18 protein-coding genes, 1 pseudogene and 1 riboswitch are annotated in these 20525 nt (G+C 37.4%); of the genes and pseudogenes, 4 read left to right on the top strand and 15 right to left on the bottom strand.

Annotation, left to right across the window (positions count from 1 at the left end; all coding sequences use genetic code 11):
• Window positions 1-112 (top strand): annotated as a pseudogene (locus ACEN33_RS08550) (IS30 family transposase); the annotation flags it as partial.
• A gap of 86 nt (window positions 113-198) precedes the next feature.
• Here ACEN33_RS08550 and spxB read toward each other — a convergent pair.
• From spxB to ACEN33_RS08525, 5 genes are all read right to left on the bottom strand, one after another.
• Complete coding sequence (gene spxB / locus ACEN33_RS08545) at window positions 199-1977, bottom strand: pyruvate oxidase (RefSeq protein WP_407089495.1); 1779 nt, start codon at window positions 1975-1977, stop codon at window positions 199-201.
• A 317-nt stretch (window positions 1978-2294) separates the two neighbouring features.
• On the bottom strand, window positions 2295-2522 hold the full coding sequence (locus tag ACEN33_RS08540) for a hypothetical protein (protein ID WP_218930234.1): 228 nt from the start codon (window positions 2520-2522) through the stop codon (window positions 2295-2297).
• 1009 nt (window positions 2523-3531) lie between these two features.
• A riboswitch (SAM riboswitch) is annotated at window positions 3532-3629 on the top strand.
• 526 nt (window positions 3630-4155) lie between these two features.
• Window positions 4156-5346: an NAD(P)/FAD-dependent oxidoreductase gene (locus ACEN33_RS08535; RefSeq protein WP_407089492.1), complete on the bottom strand. Its 1191-nt coding sequence runs from the start codon at window positions 5344-5346 to the stop codon at window positions 4156-4158.
• 347 nt (window positions 5347-5693) lie between these two features.
• Window positions 5694-6296 carry a CadD family cadmium resistance transporter gene (locus ACEN33_RS08530; protein ID WP_407089491.1) on the bottom strand — a complete coding sequence of 201 codons (603 nt, stop codon included), beginning with the start codon at window positions 6294-6296 and terminating at the stop codon, window positions 5694-5696.
• Between the two features lie 432 nt (window positions 6297-6728).
• Window positions 6729-7850, bottom strand: coding sequence for a S8 family serine peptidase (locus tag ACEN33_RS08525; protein WP_407094884.1), 1122 nt, complete (start codon window positions 7848-7850; stop codon window positions 6729-6731).
• A gap of 68 nt (window positions 7851-7918) precedes the next feature.
• Between ACEN33_RS08525 and ACEN33_RS08520 the strand changes: the two genes are divergently transcribed.
• Window positions 7919-8299 carry a hypothetical protein gene (locus ACEN33_RS08520; RefSeq protein ID WP_407094883.1) on the top strand — a complete coding sequence of 127 codons (381 nt, stop codon included), beginning with the start codon at window positions 7919-7921 and terminating at the stop codon, window positions 8297-8299.
• A gap of 169 nt (window positions 8300-8468) precedes the next feature.
• Here the strand turns inward: ACEN33_RS08520 and lacG are convergent, their stop codons facing one another.
• The 8 genes from lacG to ACEN33_RS08480 form a co-directional block, all read right to left on the bottom strand.
• Window positions 8469-9872: a 6-phospho-beta-galactosidase gene (lacG, locus tag ACEN33_RS08515; RefSeq protein ID WP_086950606.1), complete on the bottom strand. Its 1404-nt coding sequence runs from the start codon at window positions 9870-9872 to the stop codon at window positions 8469-8471.
• A 17-nt stretch (window positions 9873-9889) separates the two neighbouring features.
• Window positions 9890-11614: a lactose-specific PTS transporter subunit EIIC gene (locus tag ACEN33_RS08510; RefSeq protein ID WP_407089488.1), complete on the bottom strand. Its 1725-nt coding sequence runs from the start codon at window positions 11612-11614 to the stop codon at window positions 9890-9892.
• Between the two features lie 9 nt (window positions 11615-11623).
• On the bottom strand, window positions 11624-11935 hold the full coding sequence (locus ACEN33_RS08505; protein WP_086950604.1) for a PTS lactose/cellobiose transporter subunit IIA: 312 nt from the start codon (window positions 11933-11935) through the stop codon (window positions 11624-11626).
• Between the two features lie 31 nt (window positions 11936-11966).
• Entirely contained in the window at window positions 11967-12935 is a 969-nt protein-coding gene (gene lacD / locus ACEN33_RS08500) for a tagatose-bisphosphate aldolase (protein WP_407089487.1), read from the bottom strand.
• 2 nt (window positions 12936-12937) lie between these two features.
• On the bottom strand, window positions 12938-13873 hold the full coding sequence (locus ACEN33_RS08495; RefSeq protein ID WP_407089486.1) for a tagatose-6-phosphate kinase: 936 nt from the start codon (window positions 13871-13873) through the stop codon (window positions 12938-12940).
• A 16-nt stretch (window positions 13874-13889) separates the two neighbouring features.
• Entirely contained in the window at window positions 13890-14405 is a 516-nt protein-coding gene (gene lacB, locus ACEN33_RS08490) for a galactose-6-phosphate isomerase subunit LacB (RefSeq protein WP_407089484.1), read from the bottom strand.
• Between the two features lie 23 nt (window positions 14406-14428).
• On the bottom strand, window positions 14429-14857 hold the full coding sequence (gene lacA / locus ACEN33_RS08485; RefSeq protein WP_407089482.1) for a galactose-6-phosphate isomerase subunit LacA: 429 nt from the start codon (window positions 14855-14857) through the stop codon (window positions 14429-14431).
• 275 nt (window positions 14858-15132) lie between these two features.
• Window positions 15133-15888, bottom strand: coding sequence for a DeoR/GlpR family DNA-binding transcription regulator (locus ACEN33_RS08480; protein WP_407094882.1), 756 nt, complete (start codon window positions 15886-15888; stop codon window positions 15133-15135).
• Window positions 15889-16615: 727 nt separating this feature from the next.
• On the opposite strand from ACEN33_RS08480, the gene ACEN33_RS08475 reads away from it, so the two are divergent.
• The gene (locus ACEN33_RS08475; RefSeq protein ID WP_407089552.1) at window positions 16616-16873 is read left to right on the top strand and encodes an IS3 family transposase; all 258 of its coding nucleotides are present in this window, start codon (window positions 16616-16618) and stop codon (window positions 16871-16873) included.
• Between the two features lie 236 nt (window positions 16874-17109).
• On the opposite strand, the gene pdxS is transcribed toward ACEN33_RS08475, so the two are convergent.
• Window positions 17110-17967 (bottom strand): pyridoxal 5'-phosphate synthase lyase subunit PdxS, encoded by an 858-nt coding sequence (pdxS, locus tag ACEN33_RS08470; RefSeq protein ID WP_407094881.1) that lies wholly within the window; start codon window positions 17965-17967, stop codon window positions 17110-17112.
• 135 nt (window positions 17968-18102) lie between these two features.
• On the opposite strand from pdxS, the gene ACEN33_RS08465 reads away from it, so the two are divergent.
• Window positions 18103-19491 (top strand): PLP-dependent aminotransferase family protein, encoded by a 1389-nt coding sequence (locus ACEN33_RS08465; protein ID WP_407094880.1) that lies wholly within the window; start codon window positions 18103-18105, stop codon window positions 19489-19491.
• A gap of 234 nt (window positions 19492-19725) precedes the next feature.
• Here ACEN33_RS08465 and ACEN33_RS08460 read toward each other — a convergent pair whose 3' ends face one another.
• Complete coding sequence (locus ACEN33_RS08460) at window positions 19726-19875, bottom strand: hypothetical protein (protein ID WP_407090867.1); 150 nt, start codon at window positions 19873-19875, stop codon at window positions 19726-19728.
• Window positions 19876-20525: the final 650 nt, after the last annotated feature.

Here is a 20525-nt window from a genome sequence, read left to right as displayed (position 1 = left end):
ATCGATTGCACACAAACGGAACACGATTCCACGGAAATCCTTACACTACCGAACACCGTTGGAAGTATTTTTGAGTTACTTAGATGAAGCAGTTTTGTCTAGCTTAATTTGACAAATCAAATTTTATAAAAATTCTCAACAAAAAACGCCTTCCAAAAGCGAGTCGGACTCTACTTTTGGAAAGCGATAAATGTTTAATTATTTAATGTATTTAGATTCTAAGCCTTCAGCTTCAAGATATTCTCTTAAAGGTACTAATCCTTCAGCTTCATATTTTTCTTTATATGCTTGGATTTCTTCAGCACTGTATAATTTAGAGTCCAGTTTTAAAGTTTCTACTGGGATTGGACGGTCTTGAGTAATTTTACAATCAATGACAACTGTACGGCCTTGTTTGAATTGTTCTACTGCTTCTTTCATAACGCTGTCAATATCTTCGATACGTGAAACTGTTAGACCCACAGCTCCTTGAGCTTCAGCAATCATAGCGTAGTCAACATCAGTAAAGTCAACACCGAAGATGTTTTTGTTAGTATCTTCATATTTGTTTTTAATGAAGGCATATTCAGTGTTAGCGAATACTACGTTAATAACTGGCATGTTATAACGAACGTTTGTTACTACATCTGGATATGTCATTGAGAACGCACCGTCACCGATGATGTTCCAAACTTGACGATCTGGATAAGTATTTTTCGCACCGATACCACCTGGAATTGCAATCCCCATTGTTGCGAATAATGGAGACGTACGCCACATATTCTTAGGAGTTAAGTTTAGGTGACGGATAGATGTTTGAGTTGAGTTACCAACATCAATTGAGTAAATAGCATCTTCGTCAGCGTGTTTATTAATAGCGTTATATACTTGATAGAATTGAAGAGGTCCTTCTTCTTTAGTTTCTAATTTGTTGATATATTGACGCCAGTTTTCGATATTTTTAAGGTTAGCATTCCACCATGCAGATCCTTCAACAGCATCTACTTTATCTAAGATCGCGTTCACAGCTTCACCAGCATCACCAAGGATAGCTACATCAGCTTTATGACGTTTACCTATCATAGTTGGATCGATATCGATTTGGATGAAGTTTTCAATGTTTCTGAAAGTTCCTTCAACTTCTGCGAATGGGAAGTTTGATCCAGCAAATAATACTGTATCTGCTTCTAAGATTGTTTCGTTCGCAGGTTTCCAACCAACACGGTAAGTTGATCCAGCTAAAGCTTCGAAGTCATATTCGAATGTTTCAAAGTTTTTACCAGTTGTAATTACTGGTGCTTTGATTTTACGAGCTAATTCTTGAACAGCTGGTCCGTGTCCCATAGTACCAATACCTGCATAGATTACAGGACGTTTAGATTTGTTTAATAATGCAACTGCTTCATCAATATCTTTATCGTTGATTGCTGATGGAACGTGGTGACGGTAGCTTGATCCTGAAGAATAGAATGCGTCTTCAGCGATTTCTTCAAAACCAAAGTTAGCTGGAACTTCTAATACAGCTACTCCACGTTTAGAAATTGCAGTTCTTGCAGCTTCGTCAATTAATTTAGGTAATTGCTCTGCATAAGCCACACGTTTGTTAAATACAGCAATATGATCATACATTGGATTTTGATTTAATTCTTGGAAGGCATCCAAATTTAATTCTCTTTGAGGACGAGATCCTAAAATCGCTACAACTGGAATATTATCCATAGCCGCATCGTAAAGACCGTTAATTAAATGCGATGCACCTGGTCCACCAGATCCAACAGTTACACCTAATTTTCCACCGAATTTCCGCTGCATCACTGCAGCCATAGCTCCAACTTCTTCGTGTTTAACTTGTAAGAACTTAATGTTGTTCTCTTCGTCTCCCATCGCGTCCATTAATGAGCTTAATGTTCCTGATGGAATACCATAGATGGTATCAACGCCCCATCCTTCTAATACTTTCAATACGGCCAAGCCGATTTTAATTTTTCTTCCTGACATTCAAAAAATCCTCCCAAAATATAATTATTTCTAACGTTATGATAATACCACTTCTCTAGAATAATTTAAACTATATTATGGATTAAATATTCATATTAAGTGATAAACTTTACCTATAATCACGTATAATATAGCCATAATCGCTATTATAACGCGCTTCGTTGGGGTTTTACCTTATATATATATACCCCATTCAGTTAAATAAAAACAGAAAAAAACACTTTGTCGAAAAGGTTTTATTTAAAATCAGCAAAAAATATGTGCTTGAACACTCATTTATTTGACTGTGTCTACATCTTAATGGTTATATTTATGGATTATACTGTCTGAACTTTCGTCAGTAATCTCCATAAAGGCGGATCATGTTTCAATCGATATGGTAAGTGGTTTGCCTTTGCTCTGCCACTCGTTGGACTATTTGATGTATTAGAGAATATCGTTTCATTCTTTCTGACTGCTAATCCAGTCTCTTTTTCCGACTGGTTAGTATTCACCGATTCAACATTAGCTGTGATTAAATTTGTTTTTTTGGAGATCGCAGTCATCTGGCTTGTACTCTCAATCATCGCGTTAGTAGGTAGTTATTTATACAGAAAATTATTTAATCCTGCCAAAACATCAGCGTAGCTGGAAGCTGGCTGCATTGGATAATTTACCTATTTCTTATAAATTATTTATCTTAGTAACTAAAATTGCAGACCACTCATTACAAGTGTTTGAGAAGCAATTTGACAGTTTTCTACGATAATTAGCTCATCGAGTGAATATGAGTGACGCAGCCATCAGTAAGCAAATGACTAAACTAAGCGAACATGGCTTGCTAGATATATACGTGAATCCAGCGAATAACCGCCATAATCAAATTCGCTTGACCGATGGGTGCACTCGGATATTAAATGACTGCACCCAAGTTCTAGATAAATTAGTAAAAGAACATTAGGATAAAGTTGACATTGACACCACTCAATTTGAAGGACAGATAATGGATCTCATTTCAACGTTTTATGAATAATATAATGACTCAGTAATCTTGGTAGTATTAACCAAGTTACCCCAAATACGATTCCGATTAATAAACCCATCAAAATTCCATTGTTCCGTCTACGATTATTATCATTTTCTTTCATCTTAACTACTCTGGTAATTCCATATTTTCTGTTACATCAATGGGAGTTAGTAATAGTCTAATAATACTGATTATTTTACATTGGCTTTGTCAATAAAATCATTCCTTCAACAGCCGTGTTCAATAAATCAACCTGTATATTTTTGCTTGAGTTCCCTTTGAAATCTGTGCATAGGCAGGAAATGTTGAGCATGTATGCATTGTAAAACTATTTTTTCTCCTTTATTTTTATACAATATCAGTTATTAACTAGTTTTAATCATATCCTACACAAGTTTTATGCTTCTGAAGACCTTGCATTAAATAATAATTTGCAAAGACTACCATTTTATTTATTGCAATTAGCTTTTTCAATCTAGTAATACTTCCTACGCTTCTTGTTTATCCGTATATTTTATGTTAGAATCTAATATCCAATTTGGAATCACAACTTATCCAGAGTAAGCAGAGGGAATTGGCCCGATGAAGCTTCAGCAACCTACCATTGGCAAGGTGCTAAATCCAACTCGAAAGAGGAAGATGAGTCTAACCCAGTTATTTGGCACGACGAATCTCGTTGTGCTTTTTTAAATTGAATAAATAACTAGGAGTGGTTGTCTTGTTACCAGAAAAAAATATTAGTTTTGAGGAGTTCATAAAGGGATTGAATGAGTTACAAATTATGCCTCAATTTAGATTTCGACGGAGCCAATCTGGAGATCTAGATGAACATGATTTGATTTTTCTAGTTTGTACGAAAGGCTCAAAAAAAGGTGCACACATAGGTCGAACATGTCTTTGCTGCATCGGGTCTGCTAGTATTAATGACTATGAAAGCTTTAAAGACAGTATGAGTTCGAATGATTATGATACTCTCTTGACCCTTTTGTTTAACTTCACATATACTGACTTGAGATACAAAGCAATTAACTAGTAATTTTATAAAGCACAAAATGAAGAGAGTCACAGACCATGCCTTATTTGCATAGTGTTGTGACTCTCTTTATTGTATTATTTCAGTTTTATCGCCTGTTTTTTTCAATCTACACTAATATAGCTAAACAATAAATGATTCAAATAGGCTTCAAAATCCCTGTTAGCTCATCTAATGTTTTCGGTGGGTTAACAAGAATTTCACGGGCCTTATCCATATCACCTTTCACATTATATGTTAAAATTCCTGTTGGTTTACCTTTAAAAAGATAATAAACAATATAACCACCGGCAACTTCTTCAATAATCGCATCATCACGGTTTCGACTCATTTCACCAACACCTTCAATAGAAATATCTAAGACATCCGTATAAGAAAGTGGCGCACCATGATTATAAACTTCTTCAGCGCCCGTCATGTTTCGTCCCGCTACTTTCCCAGAAAACTCCGCTTGCTCTTCATGTTCAAAACGATTACGTCCTATGATTACATCTGGATAATTCAACACATCTCCTGCTGCATAGATATGTTTGTTGGAAGTTTGCAAATACTTGTCAGCAATAACACCATTACCCACTTCTAAGCCAGCTGCTTCTGCTAACTCAACATTTGGCTTTAATCCAATTCCTAAAACAAGAATATCCGCTTTCAATACAGCGCCATTCTCTAATGTAAGACTCACTTGATCGTCTGCTACACTGTAACTATTAGCATAAGTATTGTTTATCAAAGAAACGCCAATATCTACAAAGCGCTGATGAAACTTTTCAGCTAGCATTCGTGGTAGTCGTTTTTCATTTAATATTTCATTAGGAAAAACAAGCGTCACATCCATATCATTCAGCTTTAGACCTGCTGCAAGTTCTGCTCCAACCCAGCCTCCTCCAACGATAATGACTTTGCTCCCAGGTTTGGCTAATTTTCGGAGGTTTCGGTAATCTTCTAAGTTTCTTAAAGCTAGGACACGCTCACTTTCCAGCCCATCAATCCACTTTGGAGCACCACCCAGTGCATAAAGCAATTTTTCGTATTGATAGATTTCTCCACTCTCAATCTCAATCGTTTGTTGATCGGCATTAATTTGCTTAACAGTTGTCCCAGTTAAGAAATCAATCGATTCATCATCCGAAATGTTATAATATATTGTTTCTTTTGGATAGTCTGGCTCTGTCCAAAATTCTTTGCTTAATGGAGGACGATAGTAGGGTTTGTCAGTTTCTTGTGTGACTATCAACAATGTCCCTTCACGGTCATACTTACGAATTTCCATTGCGGCATTGGCCCCAGCCATCCCGCCACCTAATATTATATATTTATATGAATGTTGCATAAATCATGCCTCCCTTTTTCTCTTCCTACATATATTACCAAAATTCTTCTTAAATGTTGTTGTATATGCTATATTTCATATTATCTCTCGAATTATATCTATGATTGTCTCAGTCATTCAAGTATAACCTATTAATAAAATATCAGCTTACTTATTGCCCATTTAGAGAAAAAGAAAGCTGCGATCCATAATCGTTAAAAATATACATAAAAGTGAGACACAAAACGATGCTAATGATATTGCATCGTTCTGTGCCTCTTTAATATTTCGGTTGTGTTATATGTATCTAAGTTCAACCTTAAATACTTTAATGGTATATTCTACTATCCGTGAAGCTGCTTAAAATTCTATGCAATCAGTGACCAAAGATGTTGAATCGTACCATTCTCTAACAGAATAAAAATACCCAAGCCGATGAAAACGACTGGTACGATGACTTTTTCGTAACGCTCAACTACTTCACCAATCATAGGAACCGAAGCCAATCGTTTAGATAAATAACATAAGCTAAAAATCCCAATGATAAAAACAAGGATCACAACCATGACTTCCTGGAAGGACATTCCAGTAAAGTAAGGAATATAAATTCCCAAATTATCTCCGCCAAGGGCAATGGTCAGAGCAACCACACTCGCAACTTCTGACTGTCTATGCGACATCTTTTCTTCCAAGTCCTTTTCATCTACATCTTCATCGATGAAGATAGCCCGAATCCCTAGAATCAAAGGAAGTAAACCAAGTAACCCGATCACCCAATCTTGTGGAATAAAGTTCAGGAAGTACGCTGCAATGAGACTAAAGCCAACGAGCAACCCCGTTCCAATATATTGGCCAATATAAATTGATCGTTGTTTACCAGTATTCATGGTAGAGAAAAGAATCGTTAAAACAACCAAATAATCGATGGACGTAGAGATAAAAACTAACATTGAAGATATAATTATTTCCATAAGCCTCCCCTTTCAATATGTTTATTAGAATTGGTGGTTTTCACACAAACACATCAACTTGGCCAAAGCCAAGGGGGAATGTTTAATAAATTGCTTCATATAAAACATCCAACTTTCATATTTTTTTCACATGACTCATATGCTTTCTAAACCAACGTTTATGAAGTCACTTTGTTCCCTCATGAATTATACCATTAAACATACAATGTTTCAGCCACTCAGCTTGCTCATTCTGCTTGTCTTCTTGGGAAATCCGTGCATGGGCGGAACATCTACTTCTTCTGTCGCTAACGCTCTTTCACAAGTAGTGTTACCGCTTCAACATGGGACGAGTTGATAGAATTGATGTATTTGCGATTTTTGGTGAAATGGTCGTATGCGGTAACATGTCGACTATTTCGTACGTTCGTGGGAACAGGTCAAAAGTAAATATTATCGAATTCTAACTCTTAATTGAATAGTATTTCTTATTTTATTGTAAAGTTTAATTCCCTCTATATGTTCAATCACCATAGACACGCAATAATCCTGAGTATAATTTAGATCATTAATCCATTTATTTGAATTAATTATAACAAGTGTAAAGGACGAAGTAGGTATATTTTGAGGTTCCCTCTTATACTCTTTTACACCTTTTTGATGGCATCCTTTTTTACGAGTATCGATTCCCGGATTTATAACTATTTCATATTTTTTATCAATCACATTTGCAAGTTGTTCCTCATCACTTAAATCTACTTCAGCAAATTGATTTACAAGAATATCAGAGTCTAACGCATGGAATAATTTAAATTCCAATTGATTTCCTAAATAACTATCTCCGCGAGTCATTTTTATTAGTGGATTGAATGTTAGCGCCACTGGCACCCTTTTATGACCTTTGGCTTCGAAAAAAAGCTTTGGAACATCAACAGAATAGACTTGAATCTTGTTTAATCCAATTGTAGCTTCATCCAATAAAACTACTCTATTATCAAAGGACGCTATAGCATACTCATAGTTTGGTAAACCGTAACCTAATGAGTTAAAATGAAACTTCTTCTTATCGGTATTAGTCCCTTTAACATTTTTAATTTCAGGTAATCTAGTTGATTGTAACAATAGGTTTTTCAACAAATTAGCAGATCCATTTGGATATTTATTTGCAATTTTCCCAAGTATATTTGTCACCATAGGTGCTGAAAAACTAGAACCCACATAATGTGTAAATAATCTTTCCATTAGTAAGTTTGACAATAAAGATAGCTTACCACTCATAGTTTCTTTAATGTTTCCACCGCTTTCTCGTAATATCATGTTACCACCATCGTGAACATCTTCTGGTTTTAATATATTATTAATACCCGGATCAACTCGTGTAAAAGAAGATGGCTCATTTTCATCAGCTATCGGTGTCCATAATTCTTTTTTATGAAAGTCTAGTGATTGCTCCATAATATTAATTTCATGAGCTACTGAACCTACTGTAATAGAAAGAGCAGAAAGATAACGCAGAGATCGACTACTACAAACACTACAAAAAAATAAAAAATGTTGCAGTAGACATAAAGTCACTTTACCTAAAAAGGAACCGAAGTATATTAAAGAAAAAGTTGCTCAAGGATGGCCACTAGTCGTCATCAGTGGATGGGCAAGTTTTAGCTTTTACAGTGGATGGCGAAGACTCCGCTGGGCGCCCACTCTATACTCTGACCTCCGACAGTGACGTAATCAGCGACAATAACCTCAGCGTTTTAATTCGCAATGGGGCTAGTTTGATTGAGGCGCGCAACAACGCCTACTGGTCTCGCACTTGGCTAGCCATTGCTTACTTCATCGGCTTGTTTACAATCGGTGTGCTAATCCTGTTCAACCTTGACTCTCTTTCCACATGGACTGTTGGACTGTACATTAAAGGTGCCGAGCCTGGGCCAATGATTAAGATTGGCTTCGCCGTCTCAGCATTGACACTGATTATTGTTGGCTTTATGTTTATGTTTATTACCTTTACCGAAATAGGCTAGTTAGTGTGTGCTCCCCCCCAGGCCGAAGCATGTGGGGAGTTTCTTTGTATTGACCGTCACAAACTCATTGAGAGTCACTTAGCAAGTTTCCTGATTAATATTTATGAAATTAACTTTCTAACTTAGTCGACAAATTAAAAAGGAAGACCCGCGTCTCCCTTTTAAGTCATTATTTAATTTCTTGAGTTGCTGCAAGTTCTTTGTACCAATAGGCACTCTTCTTAGGATAGCGTTCTTGCGTCTCAAAATCTACGTAGAATAGTCCATAGCGTTTTTCATAGCCATTAGACCAAGAGAAGACATCCATGAGAGACCAGATGAAGTATCCTTCAACCACAGCGCCGTCTCGTATCGCATCTGAAATGGCTTCTAAATGTTGTTTCACATAGTCAATTCGTGCATCATCATAGACAGTTCCATCAACAAAATCATCCTTATAGCCTAATCCATTCTCAGTGATATAGATTTTCTTGTAATTCGGATAATCTTTTTTAACGCGCATAATCTGATCATATAAGCCCTGAGGATAAATCATCCAATCCCAATCAGTACGAGGGACATCAACATCAAATTCTCGCTGGCCGACACCTTTAATCTGATATTTAGATCCACCTTTATCTCCTTTAGAGTTGTGTGTAATCTCTGTCTCACCTTCAAAGGCTTTCATCCAATCACTCATGTAATAATTAATTCCAAGGAAGTCATTCATATCTTTGGCAGCTTTTAAAGCTTCAAAGTCTTCATCTCTTAGGTCTAACTGTCCACCATTCACTGCAAGTATGTGATTCACACCATCCATTGTTTTCTCAGAATACTCTCCAAGATAAGTCGCATCCAGGATGAATTTATTATGGATGATATCCTCTAACTCCGCCGCACGTACATCTTCAGGGTTCTCTGGGTCTAGAGGATACTTAGTTGGCAAGGCATGCACTACACCTATCTCACCGCTATAGTCCGCTTCTTTATATAATTTGACCGCTCTTGCATGGGCAACCATCATATTATGATGTGATTGGAAGACTTTAGCTAGATCATACTTGATACCTGGCGGGAATTTACCAACCAGATATTGCCCATCCCCAATAGGTCCGATTTCATTAAAAGTAGTCCAGTACTTTACTTGAGTGAATTCCTTAAAGCAAAATTCTGCATAATCGACAAAGTGATCGATGTTTTCTCTGTTCAAAAAGTCACCTTTAGAATGAAGTGCTTCCGGTGTATCAAAGTGATGGAGTGTTACAAAAGGCTCCACATGTCGTTTATGACATTCATTGAATAGATTGTGGTAATATTCAACCCCTTTTGCATTCACTTCTCCATAACCCGTTGGAAAGATTCGTGACCAAGCGATAGAGATTCGAATACCATTCACACCAAACTCTTCCGCAAGCTGAAGATCAACGGGATACTTGTGGTAGAAATCACTTGCAGGTTCCGCAGTATACCAGTAATTATCCTCCAGATACTTATCCCAAGCAACAGGCCCTTTGCCATCCGTCTTGGTGGCTCCTTCTGCTTGATAAGCCGCAGTTGCCCCTCCGAAAATAAAGTTCTTTGGTAATGTTTTCATTAATTAGCCTCGATTCCTTATTGTAAATTCTCTTCAACAAATGCTAAAGCACCTTCACCATCACGCGTCAATGCTATATATTCCGCTCCGGCTGTCTTAGCCAGCTTGATGCCTAACTTATCCGTCTCTGCTTTCATATCCTCATAATTAGAAGCTACTTGTGGTGCTAGAATAACAAATTGATATTGAGGAAGTATCTCGCGGTGTGCTCCATAACTTCCAGCTGTAGCCTTAATAGGTCTATCATATTCTTTAGCAGCCTTGTTCAAGGCATTGGCTAAAAGTCCACTCGTTCCACCACCTGCACATAGTACCAGTACATTAGTTGATTCTGTCGCTTTAACAGCTGTTGAAGGCTGAGCTTTCACTGTTGTAGTCTCTTCAACCTGACTCTTCTCAAGAATCGCTGTAGCTTTACGTGTATCAAAGCTCTGTTCAACTTTGGCTTTTAATTCATCAGACGATGATACTCCTGACTCTTCTTCCGCTAGAATCTGACGGTCATAGACCTTCAAGAACGGGTAGTAGATTAAGACATCCACGATGATTAAGACGGCAACCAGGACAAAGGATAAGAATTGGAAGTTCGTTCCTAACAAGATACCAAGCGGTGCTGGTGTTGTCCATGGAAGATTCGTTGTAAAGCTATTCACTCCTAAGGCATCGATAAAGAATTTAAAGATCCAAACATTGGCAATCGGTGCAAAGATAAATGGCACAAAGAATACAGGATTCAAGACGATGGGTGCCCCGAACAAGATAGGTTCATTCACCCCAAAGAATGTGGGTATAACAGACGCGCGTCCAATGGCTTTGTTACGCTTAGACTTAGTCATCCACATAAACATGAATGGAACAACAAGCGTTGCACCAGTACCCCCCATTGTGACAATGAACATCTGAGTTCCAGATGTTAAGATTTTATCCGCATGTTCACCTGCTTGTAGTAATTGTAAGTTCACATCAATGTTGGCATAGGTAATAGCTGCAATAGCTGGCTCAACAATTGAAGGACCATGAATCCCAATGAACCAGAAGAATGCATACGCACCAAAGATAAGGGTAATCCCCAAGTAACCATCTGCTGCTTGGAATAAAGGCGCAAGTAAGGTACCAATAGATTCAGCAACATTTACGCCCAGTGTGCTTCTTACAAATAACGAAACCGCATAAAGGATAACCACTGAGACAGTAAAAGGAATTAAGTCCTTAAACACTTGAGATATATTAGGTGGGACTTCTTCTGGCATTGGAATCGTCACATTATTCTTCACACATACTTTATAGACATTGACCGTCACGAATGCAGCGATAAAGGCTGTGATTAGCCCCTTCGTCCCCATGAATTCCGTTAAGAATCCTCCTTCTTGGGCAGGATCGGCTGCCATCAATAAGAAGCCTACCATCGTTGCTAGCATAGTTGAGATATAGTTTATCTGATTAGTTGATTCCATGTCTCGATTCATAGAATCGGTCAATGACTTTGCTGTCGTCCCTGATACAAAGAAAGCTAAGATTCCCATAGAATAGTTATAAGGGACCATTAAGAAATTCTCAACTTCAGGACTCCAGTGGAATCCCCATGCGTTTGGCACATAGGCTAGTAGAATAAATATACTAGAGAAAAGAATGACTGGCATACCCGCGATAAAGCCATCACGGATAGCACGGATATAGATATTACGAGAGATTTTTTCGAAGAAAGGTTTCGCTTTTTCAATTTGAGCAATTAATGTATTCATAGCTTTACCCTATCCTTTCTTATAGAATCCAATTAAGTGATTAATTAGATCTTTAAGTAGTATGGTCGTCATCAGATGGTCTTGACCATGCATCATAATGACGCTGTATTCAATCTCTTCGCCAGATGCTTCTTTAGCAAGGAGATCAGTCTGAGCATTATGTGCACCAACTATCACTTCTTCAGCTTCTGCCACAAGTCTCTCAGCTTCGTCAAAGTCGCCATCTTTTGCTTTGTTCAAAGCATCTAATAGTTTAGATCGTGCTTCTCCTGCATAGGCAACAATTTCGAAGCCAATCATTCCCACTTCATCTTTGTTCATGTTAGTTCCTCCTTTTTCCAGAATACCTTTATTATAACCCAAAGTCGCAGGCTACTGCAGTACGATTGAGGACTTCATTCAGGTCTTCTATATTCTTTCTTCCTTCTGTCTGTAACCATTCACGAGCCGCTTCTTCCCCTTGTTCAATAAAGACTTGAACAGATCCTGCCCATGTTGCACGTCCACATAATACACCATTAAATCTCGCACCGGCTTCATAAGCGAATTCTAAAGTATCTTGGAATAATTTAGCGCTTACACCTGCACTTAGATAGATATAAGGGAGGTCTGTTGACGCATCTTGTTCTTTAAAAGCTGCTTTGGCCTCTTCTTGAGTATGTAATACTTCTCCGCTCGCAAATCCTTCTACATAATTCATATTCACTGGCACTTCCACTTTAAGCACATCAACTCCAAAGCGATCTTGAGAGAATACTTTCATCGCACCATTCACTTTATGCGCTTTCACTTTTGCGAATTCAAGACTTCCGTTATCTTCAATATTTTCGTCGTATGTAAGAATTTCAAGGAAGAATGGAATATCCTCTGCCGCACATTCTGAACCAATTCTTTCCATGTATGCTTGTTTTTGAATATTAACAAACCCACTACCATCCACATCATAATAAAGTAGGAACTTAACAGCATCTGCACCTTGTTCTTTAATGCGTTTTACTGACCATTCTACTAAGCAATCTGGTAAACGATCGGTCGTCGTAGCGTCATATCCAGTCTTTTCATAGGCTAGTAATAATCCAGCATTATCATCACGTGCTTGCGCAGCTGGTAGACCGTATTCTGGATCAAGTAGAATTGATGACGCATACGGTGTAAGTTCTTCTGATACAATTTCTTTTAATCGTTCAATCTGTTCAACGGTTGGCTCCTCACTTTGATACTTACTAATCATTCTCTTTAGGGCACCACGTTGGTCAAAGGCTAGGGCTGAGATAACGCCCTTATCATCAGTCAATTTGTTTAGGTAATCTAGTTTAGTCATTTTTATACTCCTCTAACTTGAATTTTATTGAATAAGGCCTCATAGTGATTCAAATTAACATGGCCTGTTATTTCTTCTTGAGCATTTAACATTCCTAAGACGTTCGCATGTTTCAGCAATGCCACATCGTCATAATTACGAGTGATTCCCGATACGATTCCTGCTACAGTCGAATCACCTGATCCAACCGGATTCACGATATCAATGGTTGGAATGTCTACTTTGTAATACAAATCATTATGTTTAGCAAAAGCACCTTCAGAACCGAGTGAGACAATGACCCACTCCACACCATTGAATAAGCTGTCTTGCAGTGCTTCTTTTAATAGATTTAAATCTTTATCTAATTCTCTGCCTAGTAATTGTGATAATTCATCCACATTAGGCTTAATGACTTTTGGTTTATGTCCAGATAATAGAACTTGTCTTAAACTTTCTCCGGAGGTGTCTAATACTACTGGGACTTCCTTAGCATTAGCAATCATAATGAGTTCAGCATAGTAATCTGTTGCTAAGCCTGAAGGGGTGCTACCCGATATTGACACAACTTCAGCATCCTTCAGCAAGCTTTCAAAATGATTTTTAAAGGCTTCTCCCTCTACATCTGAGATGGTCGGACCTGATTCAAGAATCTCTGTCTGCATTCCTTCATGTAAGATAGCAATGCAGTTTCTTGTATTTCCCTTAATCTGGTAAAAGTCATGATGAATAGCTCCTTGGTCTAATCGAGACTTAATATAATTCCCAAGGTCTCCTCCTACTAATCCAGTTGCTGTAAGATCTTCGTCTATTTCTTTTAAGACTCTGGTTACATTCAAGCCTTTACCACCTGCAGACTTATTCACATTACTCACTCGATTCACATCATCTAATTTGAATGTTGGTAATTGATAAGCGATATCCACGGATGGATTCATTGTGACAGTTAAGATTGACATAAGGTCACCTCTTCATCTAATCTTTGTATTCGCCACGGTCCCATTTTTCAAGAAATTCTTTAAAGAAATCTGGGTCTGTCTGGTCTACTTCTGCATGATCTAAATGACTAATCTTGGCAATTAATTCTTTGTTTTCGTCTGTTTCTTTATATTCAGCTGCAATAAAAGCATCAATAATATCACACATGAGTAATTCACCTGTAATCTTGCCACCGAAACCAATTACATTCGCATTCAATTCTTCTTTTGCATAGATAGCTGTTGACATATCACGAACTAAAGCTGAACGGATACCTGCTACCTTATTTACTGCGTTATTAATTCCTACACCAGTACCACAGATACAAATCCCTAGGTCTGCTTGGCCACTCGCCACAGCCTCTCCCACCTTTTTCCCGTAGATTGGATAGTGTGTTCTGACATTGTCATATGTTCCAAAGTCAAGGACCTCATAGCCTTGTTTCTTCAAATAATCAACTACAGTAATCTTTTCATAAGTCACAATATGGTCGCATCCAATAGCAATTTTCATTTTTTCTCCTCCAGTTAATTCAATTAACACATCTTGTTCAACATATCTACACGCACTTGATGGCGTCCACCATCATAGTCTGCAGATAAAAATTCAGTAGCAATATTCTTTGCTAATTCAGGTCCTACCATATTGGCTCCTATGGTAATCATTCTTGAATTATTATGTTCACGCGTCATATAAGCAGATCGTTCATCAGAGACTTCAGCTGCAACCATCCCCTTAATCTTAGTCGCAACCATGAAACTCCCTGCGCCATACCCATCAATGACAATTCCTAAGCGTCCCTCTTCTTCGTTCACTTTCTTCGCAACAACTAAAGTAGTATCTACAAAGTCAGCTGTTAATTCTTCACTGACGTCAATCACATCATAGTTCTCATCTAATAGATGGGCCTTCACAATCTCTTTTAACTGTTTACCGTCTCTATCCGCACCCAATATAACTTTCATTTTATTGCTCCTTTATGTCTGCTAATTTTGCTTTGCCTTTTTCCGTTCGATAGTAGAAACCGCTTTCTGATTTACTATACATATACTATATCACGAATGTTTAAAAAGTCAACACTTTTTAAACGTTTATTGTTTAAAAGGTGTTTATTAATTGTTTAAACGTTGATTTAATCGCTTTTATTGTCATAAAACTTTTTTATTGGTATGCAAAAAACTCCTTCTAAACTCAATTTACTTGAGTTTAGAAGGAGTTTACTTTAGTATTGTGTGTTTAGTTAAACAATTAATTCTGTGTATACTTGAATTGCTTGTTTTTTATCCTCATTAGATTCTTCCATAACTACCGCTGTTAGGTCAGATAAGTGACATAATTTAGAGAAATCCTCTTTCCCAACCTTTGACGAATCCAATAACAAATAACTCTCTACCGAGTGCTCTAATGCCATCTTTTGAGTGTAGGCTTCTGCGACAGATGACGTCATGACAATCCCGTCTTTAACACCATTACCACCAAAAAACATCTTCCCGAACCGCATATTCTCCAAAGACATATTCGTAATCTCACCTACAAACGACTGTGTGACACTTCTCATCTCACCACCGAGTAGATAGACATGGAATGTCTCGGACTTTTTCTTTAATAGAATATTAAAGATGGGAAGGCAGTTTGTTACAACCGACAGGGCTTGGTAATTAATCACCTCTGCTAACAAAGCCGTGGTCGTTCCTGGCCCAATAAAGATTACATCCCCTTCATCAATTAATTCAGAGGCTCTTTGAGCTATATATCGTTTCTGGTCCGTATTCTTATCAAATTTATCTTCATGCGCGATTTCCTTATATTGAAACGCACTATTACTACGAGCCCCACCATGGATTTTCTTTAATAGCCCCTGATTATCTAACTCTTCTAAATCTCTTCTCACTGTCATATCTGACACATTATAGCGAGACACAATCTCTGAAACCCTGACAGTTCCTTGTTCATTCACCCATCGAATGATTGCTTCATGTCTTTGATATTTATTCATACCCGTCCTCCTCGTTTATAAACTCACTATACAACATTTCTTTAGAGAACTCTACACTTAATGTTTAATTTATAAACATTCACTCATTAAAGCGTTCGCTAATGTTTGAATATAATCTATACGGATGTTTCCTTATTTCAATTGAAATAAATAACTTATTAAGTCAGTGTACTATCTTTATTCAATCCGGATTTATTCACTAAAATGTGATATCCCCGACCAACCGCATCGTTGATGATTGACCGTCACGAACTCGATCACGAACAATTAACAGGTTAAATTTCTCCCTATTCAAACCATCAAAAAGTATTTCTTATCGTTTAGTAAAGTGCTATAAACCGCTTATTGTAGGCTTTGTTAAAAAAGTTGTGTTTTGTTCAATTTCGTTTTGGAGCTTATTGTTACTTAAACACCAAGTTTCTCGCCATATGAACACTTATAAAAATAAATGTTCTGCAAGGTTTTAGTCTCCTTACAACACATTCTGAAATGCCCTGTGTACCCGATTTTGATACACTTTTATTTTGTAGATTCTCTCTTCATCAACTTCATCTTCGTAAAGAGCTGTAGCAGCCTTCTCAATTCCTATTATTCTTTCTTCAGATACTACTTCGTCTAGTCTTGCCTAGTTATCCTCATAGAAATCATTCAAAAGTATGCACATCAATATTCGGTATAAGCAATGTGTAAAGTCCTGAAAATACTATGAAGCACTTATTAAGAATCAATAAAAAGAAATACTCAAAGTCAAAAAGATGATGATTTAGAATTAGAAAATATGATTATAGATACGTTTAATTCGAATAGAAAAAGCATTGGTACAAGACGAATTAAGATTAATTTAAATGATAAGGGTTTCACTGTATCCAGACGAAAGATTGGTCGTGTCATAAAGAAATATAATCTAGTTTCTGTTTATACAAAAGATAAATATAAACATCATCCAAAAGAAACTAATGAAAAATCATTTAAATCGCACTTTTAATAGAGAACAACCAATGGAGGGCATTGGTAAATGATTTAACATGTGTAAAAGTAGCAAATACATGGCATTACATATGTTTACTTATTGATCTCATCTATAGAGAATTCGATGGTTACAGTGCAGGTAAAAATAAGGATTCAAATTTAGTTGTGAGAGCAAATAGTAAAATTATAGGACAAAATAAAAAAAGTCAGTAGACCAAGCCCACTGACTTTTGAAGCCCTTGTTTTTAATGATTAACGGTTAGACATGATGACTTTAATTTCGTCTTCATTAATACCTACCATCGCTTCGCCTAAATCAGTTGAGATTTCGACTAACTTGGCAGCATCTTTGTAATTGGCTACTGCTTCAACTATGGCTTTGGCACGTTTTTCTGGATTACCTGATTTGAAAATACCTGAACCAACGAAAACTCCTTCAGCACCTAATTGCATCATTAAAGCCGCATCAGCAGGTGTTGCCACCCCGCCAGCCGAAAAGTTCAACACAGGTAATTTACCAGTATCATGGACTCGCTTTAATAAATCATAAGAGACGCCTAATTCCTTAGCTTGGTTAAAGAGCTCATCATCTTGTAACGAAGCCAAATAACGGATTTGTTCATGGATTTTTCTTAAATGCCTAACCGCTTGACTGACATCCCCCGTTCCTGCTTCACCTTTAGTACGAATCATTTTAGCCCCTTCTTGAATACGGCGTAAAGCTTCACCTAAATCTCTAGCTCCACAAACGAAAGGTGTTTCAAATGGTTGTTTATCAATATGATAAACTTGATCAGCTACTGATAAGACTTCTGACTCATCAATATAGTCAATTTGTAAACTTTCTAAGATTTGAGCTTCGACAAAGTGACCAATTCTTACTTTCGCCATGACTGGTATAGAAACTGCTGCTTGAATTTCTTTTATCATTTGAGGGTCACTCATCCGACTAATACCACCAGCAGCTCGAATGTCTGCAGGAACTCTTTCTAAAGCCATGACCGCTACGGCACCAGCTGCTTCAGCAATTTTAGCTTGTCCCACATTTACCACGTCCATGATTACACCACCAGCTAATTGTTTATGTACTTCTTCAATTGATCGTTTCATTTTGATTGCTCCTTTATAAATATTGTCTCCACTTTAACAGTCTTTTGGATGTTTCTTAAGATGCAAAAATGGATATTTTTATGGGTCCAAATAGTTTTTTTATTGTATAATGGATAACACGAGAGGAGGAAAAGTATGATTACGGTGAACTTTAACGAAGACCAACACCTCTACTTACAAATAGTCGATGAAGTCATCCGGCAAATTGCCCAAGGACATTTAAAAAGTGGTGACCAACTACCCTCACGGCGGGCCTTGGCAGATCATTTAAAAGTCAGCCTTAATACGGTCATTAACGCATATGACCAACTGACAGATGAAGGCTATATAGTGCCGAGGGAAAGATCTGGTTATTATGTGGATATACTAGAAATTGATATGTTGCCCTCTGAGGAAATTGAGACAAAGTCGACAAAACATGAGCATTCTAAAATAATTAAAGCCAGCCAATATACTTATGATTTTCACTTTGCCAACCGTGATATGTCTACTTTAAATCCCAAACAATTATTGCAGTATGCACCCGAAGCTCTAGCAAGAAGCGTGGTTAATTGTAATTTAAAAAATGACTTGGGTGCTCTCTCTTTACGCTTGGCTATTGCTAATTATTTACGTAAATACCGGGGAGTGATGACTTCAGCTGATAATATCATCATTACAGGTGGTCATACGGCTAGCTTACAGACTCTATTTGCCTTATTAGAAGATGCGATTTATGCCTTAGAAGATCCTGGCTATTATAAAAATTTAGATCTCTTTACAGACTATCAGCAAAAGACTATTCGAATTCCGATTGATAAATATGGTTTCTCAGTTAAAGATTTGGAGATTACCTCAGCTAACATCGTGATTACTACGCCCAACCATCAGTTTCCCACTGGCATTATCATGGGGATGCGTCGACGTCAGCGCTTATTAAAATGGGCCTATCAGGCAGAAAACCGTTATATTATTGAAAATGACTACTATAATGAGTTCCGCCTTAAGGGCCGTCCTGTTCCTGCTTTGACTAGTCTGGACGACCAGGAGCGAGTCATTTTATTAGGGGCCTTTCGTCAAAGTATGGGGTCAATTTTTAAGATGTCTTATTTAGTTTTACCCGATCAATTAATGAAAAAATTCCATCAAGCTAAATTAAAAACCAGTGATATTTCCAGCTTTGAGCAATATTTAATGACTGATTTTCTCAATTCTGCCCATTTTCCTAAATATATTAATAGCCTTCGGACTAATTACCGTCGTAAGGAAAAAGCGGTTCTAGCAGCGCTTAACCAAACCCAACTACCCCTAACCATTAAGGAAGCAGGGGCTGGACTTTTCTTTATTATTAACATTGAGGGTGAGATTCCACCGACTGACGTGATTCAAACTAGGCTAGCTGAAAATAAGATCCGCTTACAACCGGTCAATCACTACGCTAAATTAAAGAACCAGTTCGACCAAAGTTATATTTTAGGTTATGGTGGGCTAGAGCTTGATGAAATTGATCAAGCTATTCAAGCTTTAGTCACTATTTTTAAATAAAGTAAAAGAAATTCAACGAGATAAACGACGATTACTGATACCGTCATAACTGCTAAAGTCACACAAGAAACATAAAACAAACATACGCCTACATGTTCAAAACTATCAATGTAGGCTGTGATTTCAAGCTTATATAAAAGCTCTATAAGTAATGGTAAGTGTACCTGTACTCACGTGTTGACTACTTTCTTCATAAGTTTGATAATTTTCCTATCCAACCTAACACCCTTGCACTTATTGACTAGTTCCCACGGTAATGGTTTCAACTTGACGACGATCTTGCACATCAAAGCGACTGAAATAAGCATTTAAAGACCCTTTTCGATGGTCTTCCACGACATCCACTAATTGATGAGAGAGGGCATCGCAACAGATGAAGCTCATGGCACCTTTGGCAGAAGCGTCACTCTTAAATTCATCAAAACAGAGATTTTGAGGTAAGCCCCATCGAGGGACGCTGAGACAGGGTTAAGGCGGCTTGATTGAAGACGCATCGCACGGTCTGGACGGAAACGGAAAAATCTTGGGCGATATCTTTCGCACTCATTACACGGTCCGCTGGATTCATGATAAGATGTTTGACTTGATTGGCGATAAAACAATGTTTATCAATCAGTGAAGTCGCTGCTGAAAAGGTTCGTTGACAATGGCAACATAAAAACGTTATTTATTAAGGATTAAATAGGCAGTTAGTCCGGATACCGGAGCTAAAGTAATCCGTGAGGAACAGGTTCCATTGATAACAATCCAATCACCCTGATTGATACATCCACAATGCTCACAAGCCTCAGGGACATGGGTTAATAAACCATGATAGAATAGGCTCTGACGACCTTTGAATTCCGTGACTTCAACAAGATTTGGATCAATATGAATACTAAGGTCTTTTATTTGCAAGGTTTTTAAGATGTTGAATTGCAATAATTAATGCGACAATTTTTTATTTACTCAATTAATAAGAGTTCGTGTAAAAATACTTCCAAAGGTGTTTGGTAATCTAAGCATTTCCTAGGTCGATTATTCATTAACCACAA

It is taken from the genome of Ruoffia sp. FAM 24228 (assembly GCF_045528575.1).
Classification (GTDB): Bacteria; Bacillota; Bacilli; order Lactobacillales; family Aerococcaceae; genus Ruoffia; species Ruoffia halotolerans.
Note: the sequence above shows the minus strand (reverse complement) of the source record. Positions and strands in the feature narration are given on the sequence as shown.

What these genes read in the sequence shown, in the direction of transcription:
- spxB (WP_407089495.1), bottom strand. Translation starts at nt 1,977, where the DNA reads ATGTCAGGAAGAAAAATTAAAATCGGCTTGGCCGTATTGAAAGTATTA.
- ACEN33_RS08540 (WP_218930234.1), bottom strand. Translation starts at nt 2,522, where the DNA reads ATGACTGCGATCTCCAAAAAAACAAATTTAATCACAGCTAATGTTGAA.
- ACEN33_RS08535 (WP_407089492.1), bottom strand. Translation starts at nt 5,346, where the DNA reads ATGCAACATTCATATAAATATATAATATTAGGTGGCGGGATGGCTGGG.
- ACEN33_RS08530 (WP_407089491.1), bottom strand. Translation starts at nt 6,296, where the DNA reads ATGGAAATAATTATATCTTCAATGTTAGTTTTTATCTCTACGTCCATC.
- lacG (WP_086950606.1), bottom strand. Translation starts at nt 9,872, where the DNA reads ATGAAAACATTACCAAAGAACTTTATTTTCGGAGGGGCAACTGCGGCT.
- ACEN33_RS08510 (WP_407089488.1), bottom strand. Translation starts at nt 11,614, where the DNA reads ATGAATACATTAATTGCTCAAATTGAAAAAGCGAAACCTTTCTTCGAA.
- ACEN33_RS08505 (WP_086950604.1), bottom strand. Translation starts at nt 11,935, where the DNA reads ATGAACAAAGATGAAGTGGGAATGATTGGCTTCGAAATTGTTGCCTAT.
- lacD (WP_407089487.1), bottom strand. Translation starts at nt 12,935, where the DNA reads ATGACTAAACTAGATTACCTAAACAAATTGACTGATGATAAGGGCGTT.
- ACEN33_RS08495 (WP_407089486.1), bottom strand. Translation starts at nt 13,873, where the DNA reads ATGTCAATCTTAACTGTCACAATGAATCCATCCGTGGATATCGCTTAT.
- lacB (WP_407089484.1), bottom strand. Translation starts at nt 14,405, where the DNA reads ATGAAAATTGCTATTGGATGCGACCATATTGTGACTTATGAAAAGATT.
- lacA (WP_407089482.1), bottom strand. Translation starts at nt 14,857, where the DNA reads ATGAAAGTTATATTGGGTGCGGATAGAGACGGTAAACAGTTAAAAGAG.
- ACEN33_RS08480 (WP_407094882.1), bottom strand. Translation starts at nt 15,888, where the DNA reads ATGAATAAATATCAAAGACATGAAGCAATCATTCGATGGGTGAATGAA.
- pdxS (WP_407094881.1), bottom strand. Translation starts at nt 17,967, where the DNA reads ATGAAACGATCAATTGAAGAAGTACATAAACAATTAGCTGGTGGTGTA.
- ACEN33_RS08465 (WP_407094880.1), top strand. Translation starts at nt 18,103, where the DNA reads ATGATTACGGTGAACTTTAACGAAGACCAACACCTCTACTTACAAATA.
- ACEN33_RS08460 (WP_407090867.1), bottom strand. Translation starts at nt 19,875, where the DNA reads ATGAGCTTCATCTGTTGCGATGCCCTCTCTCATCAATTAGTGGATGTC.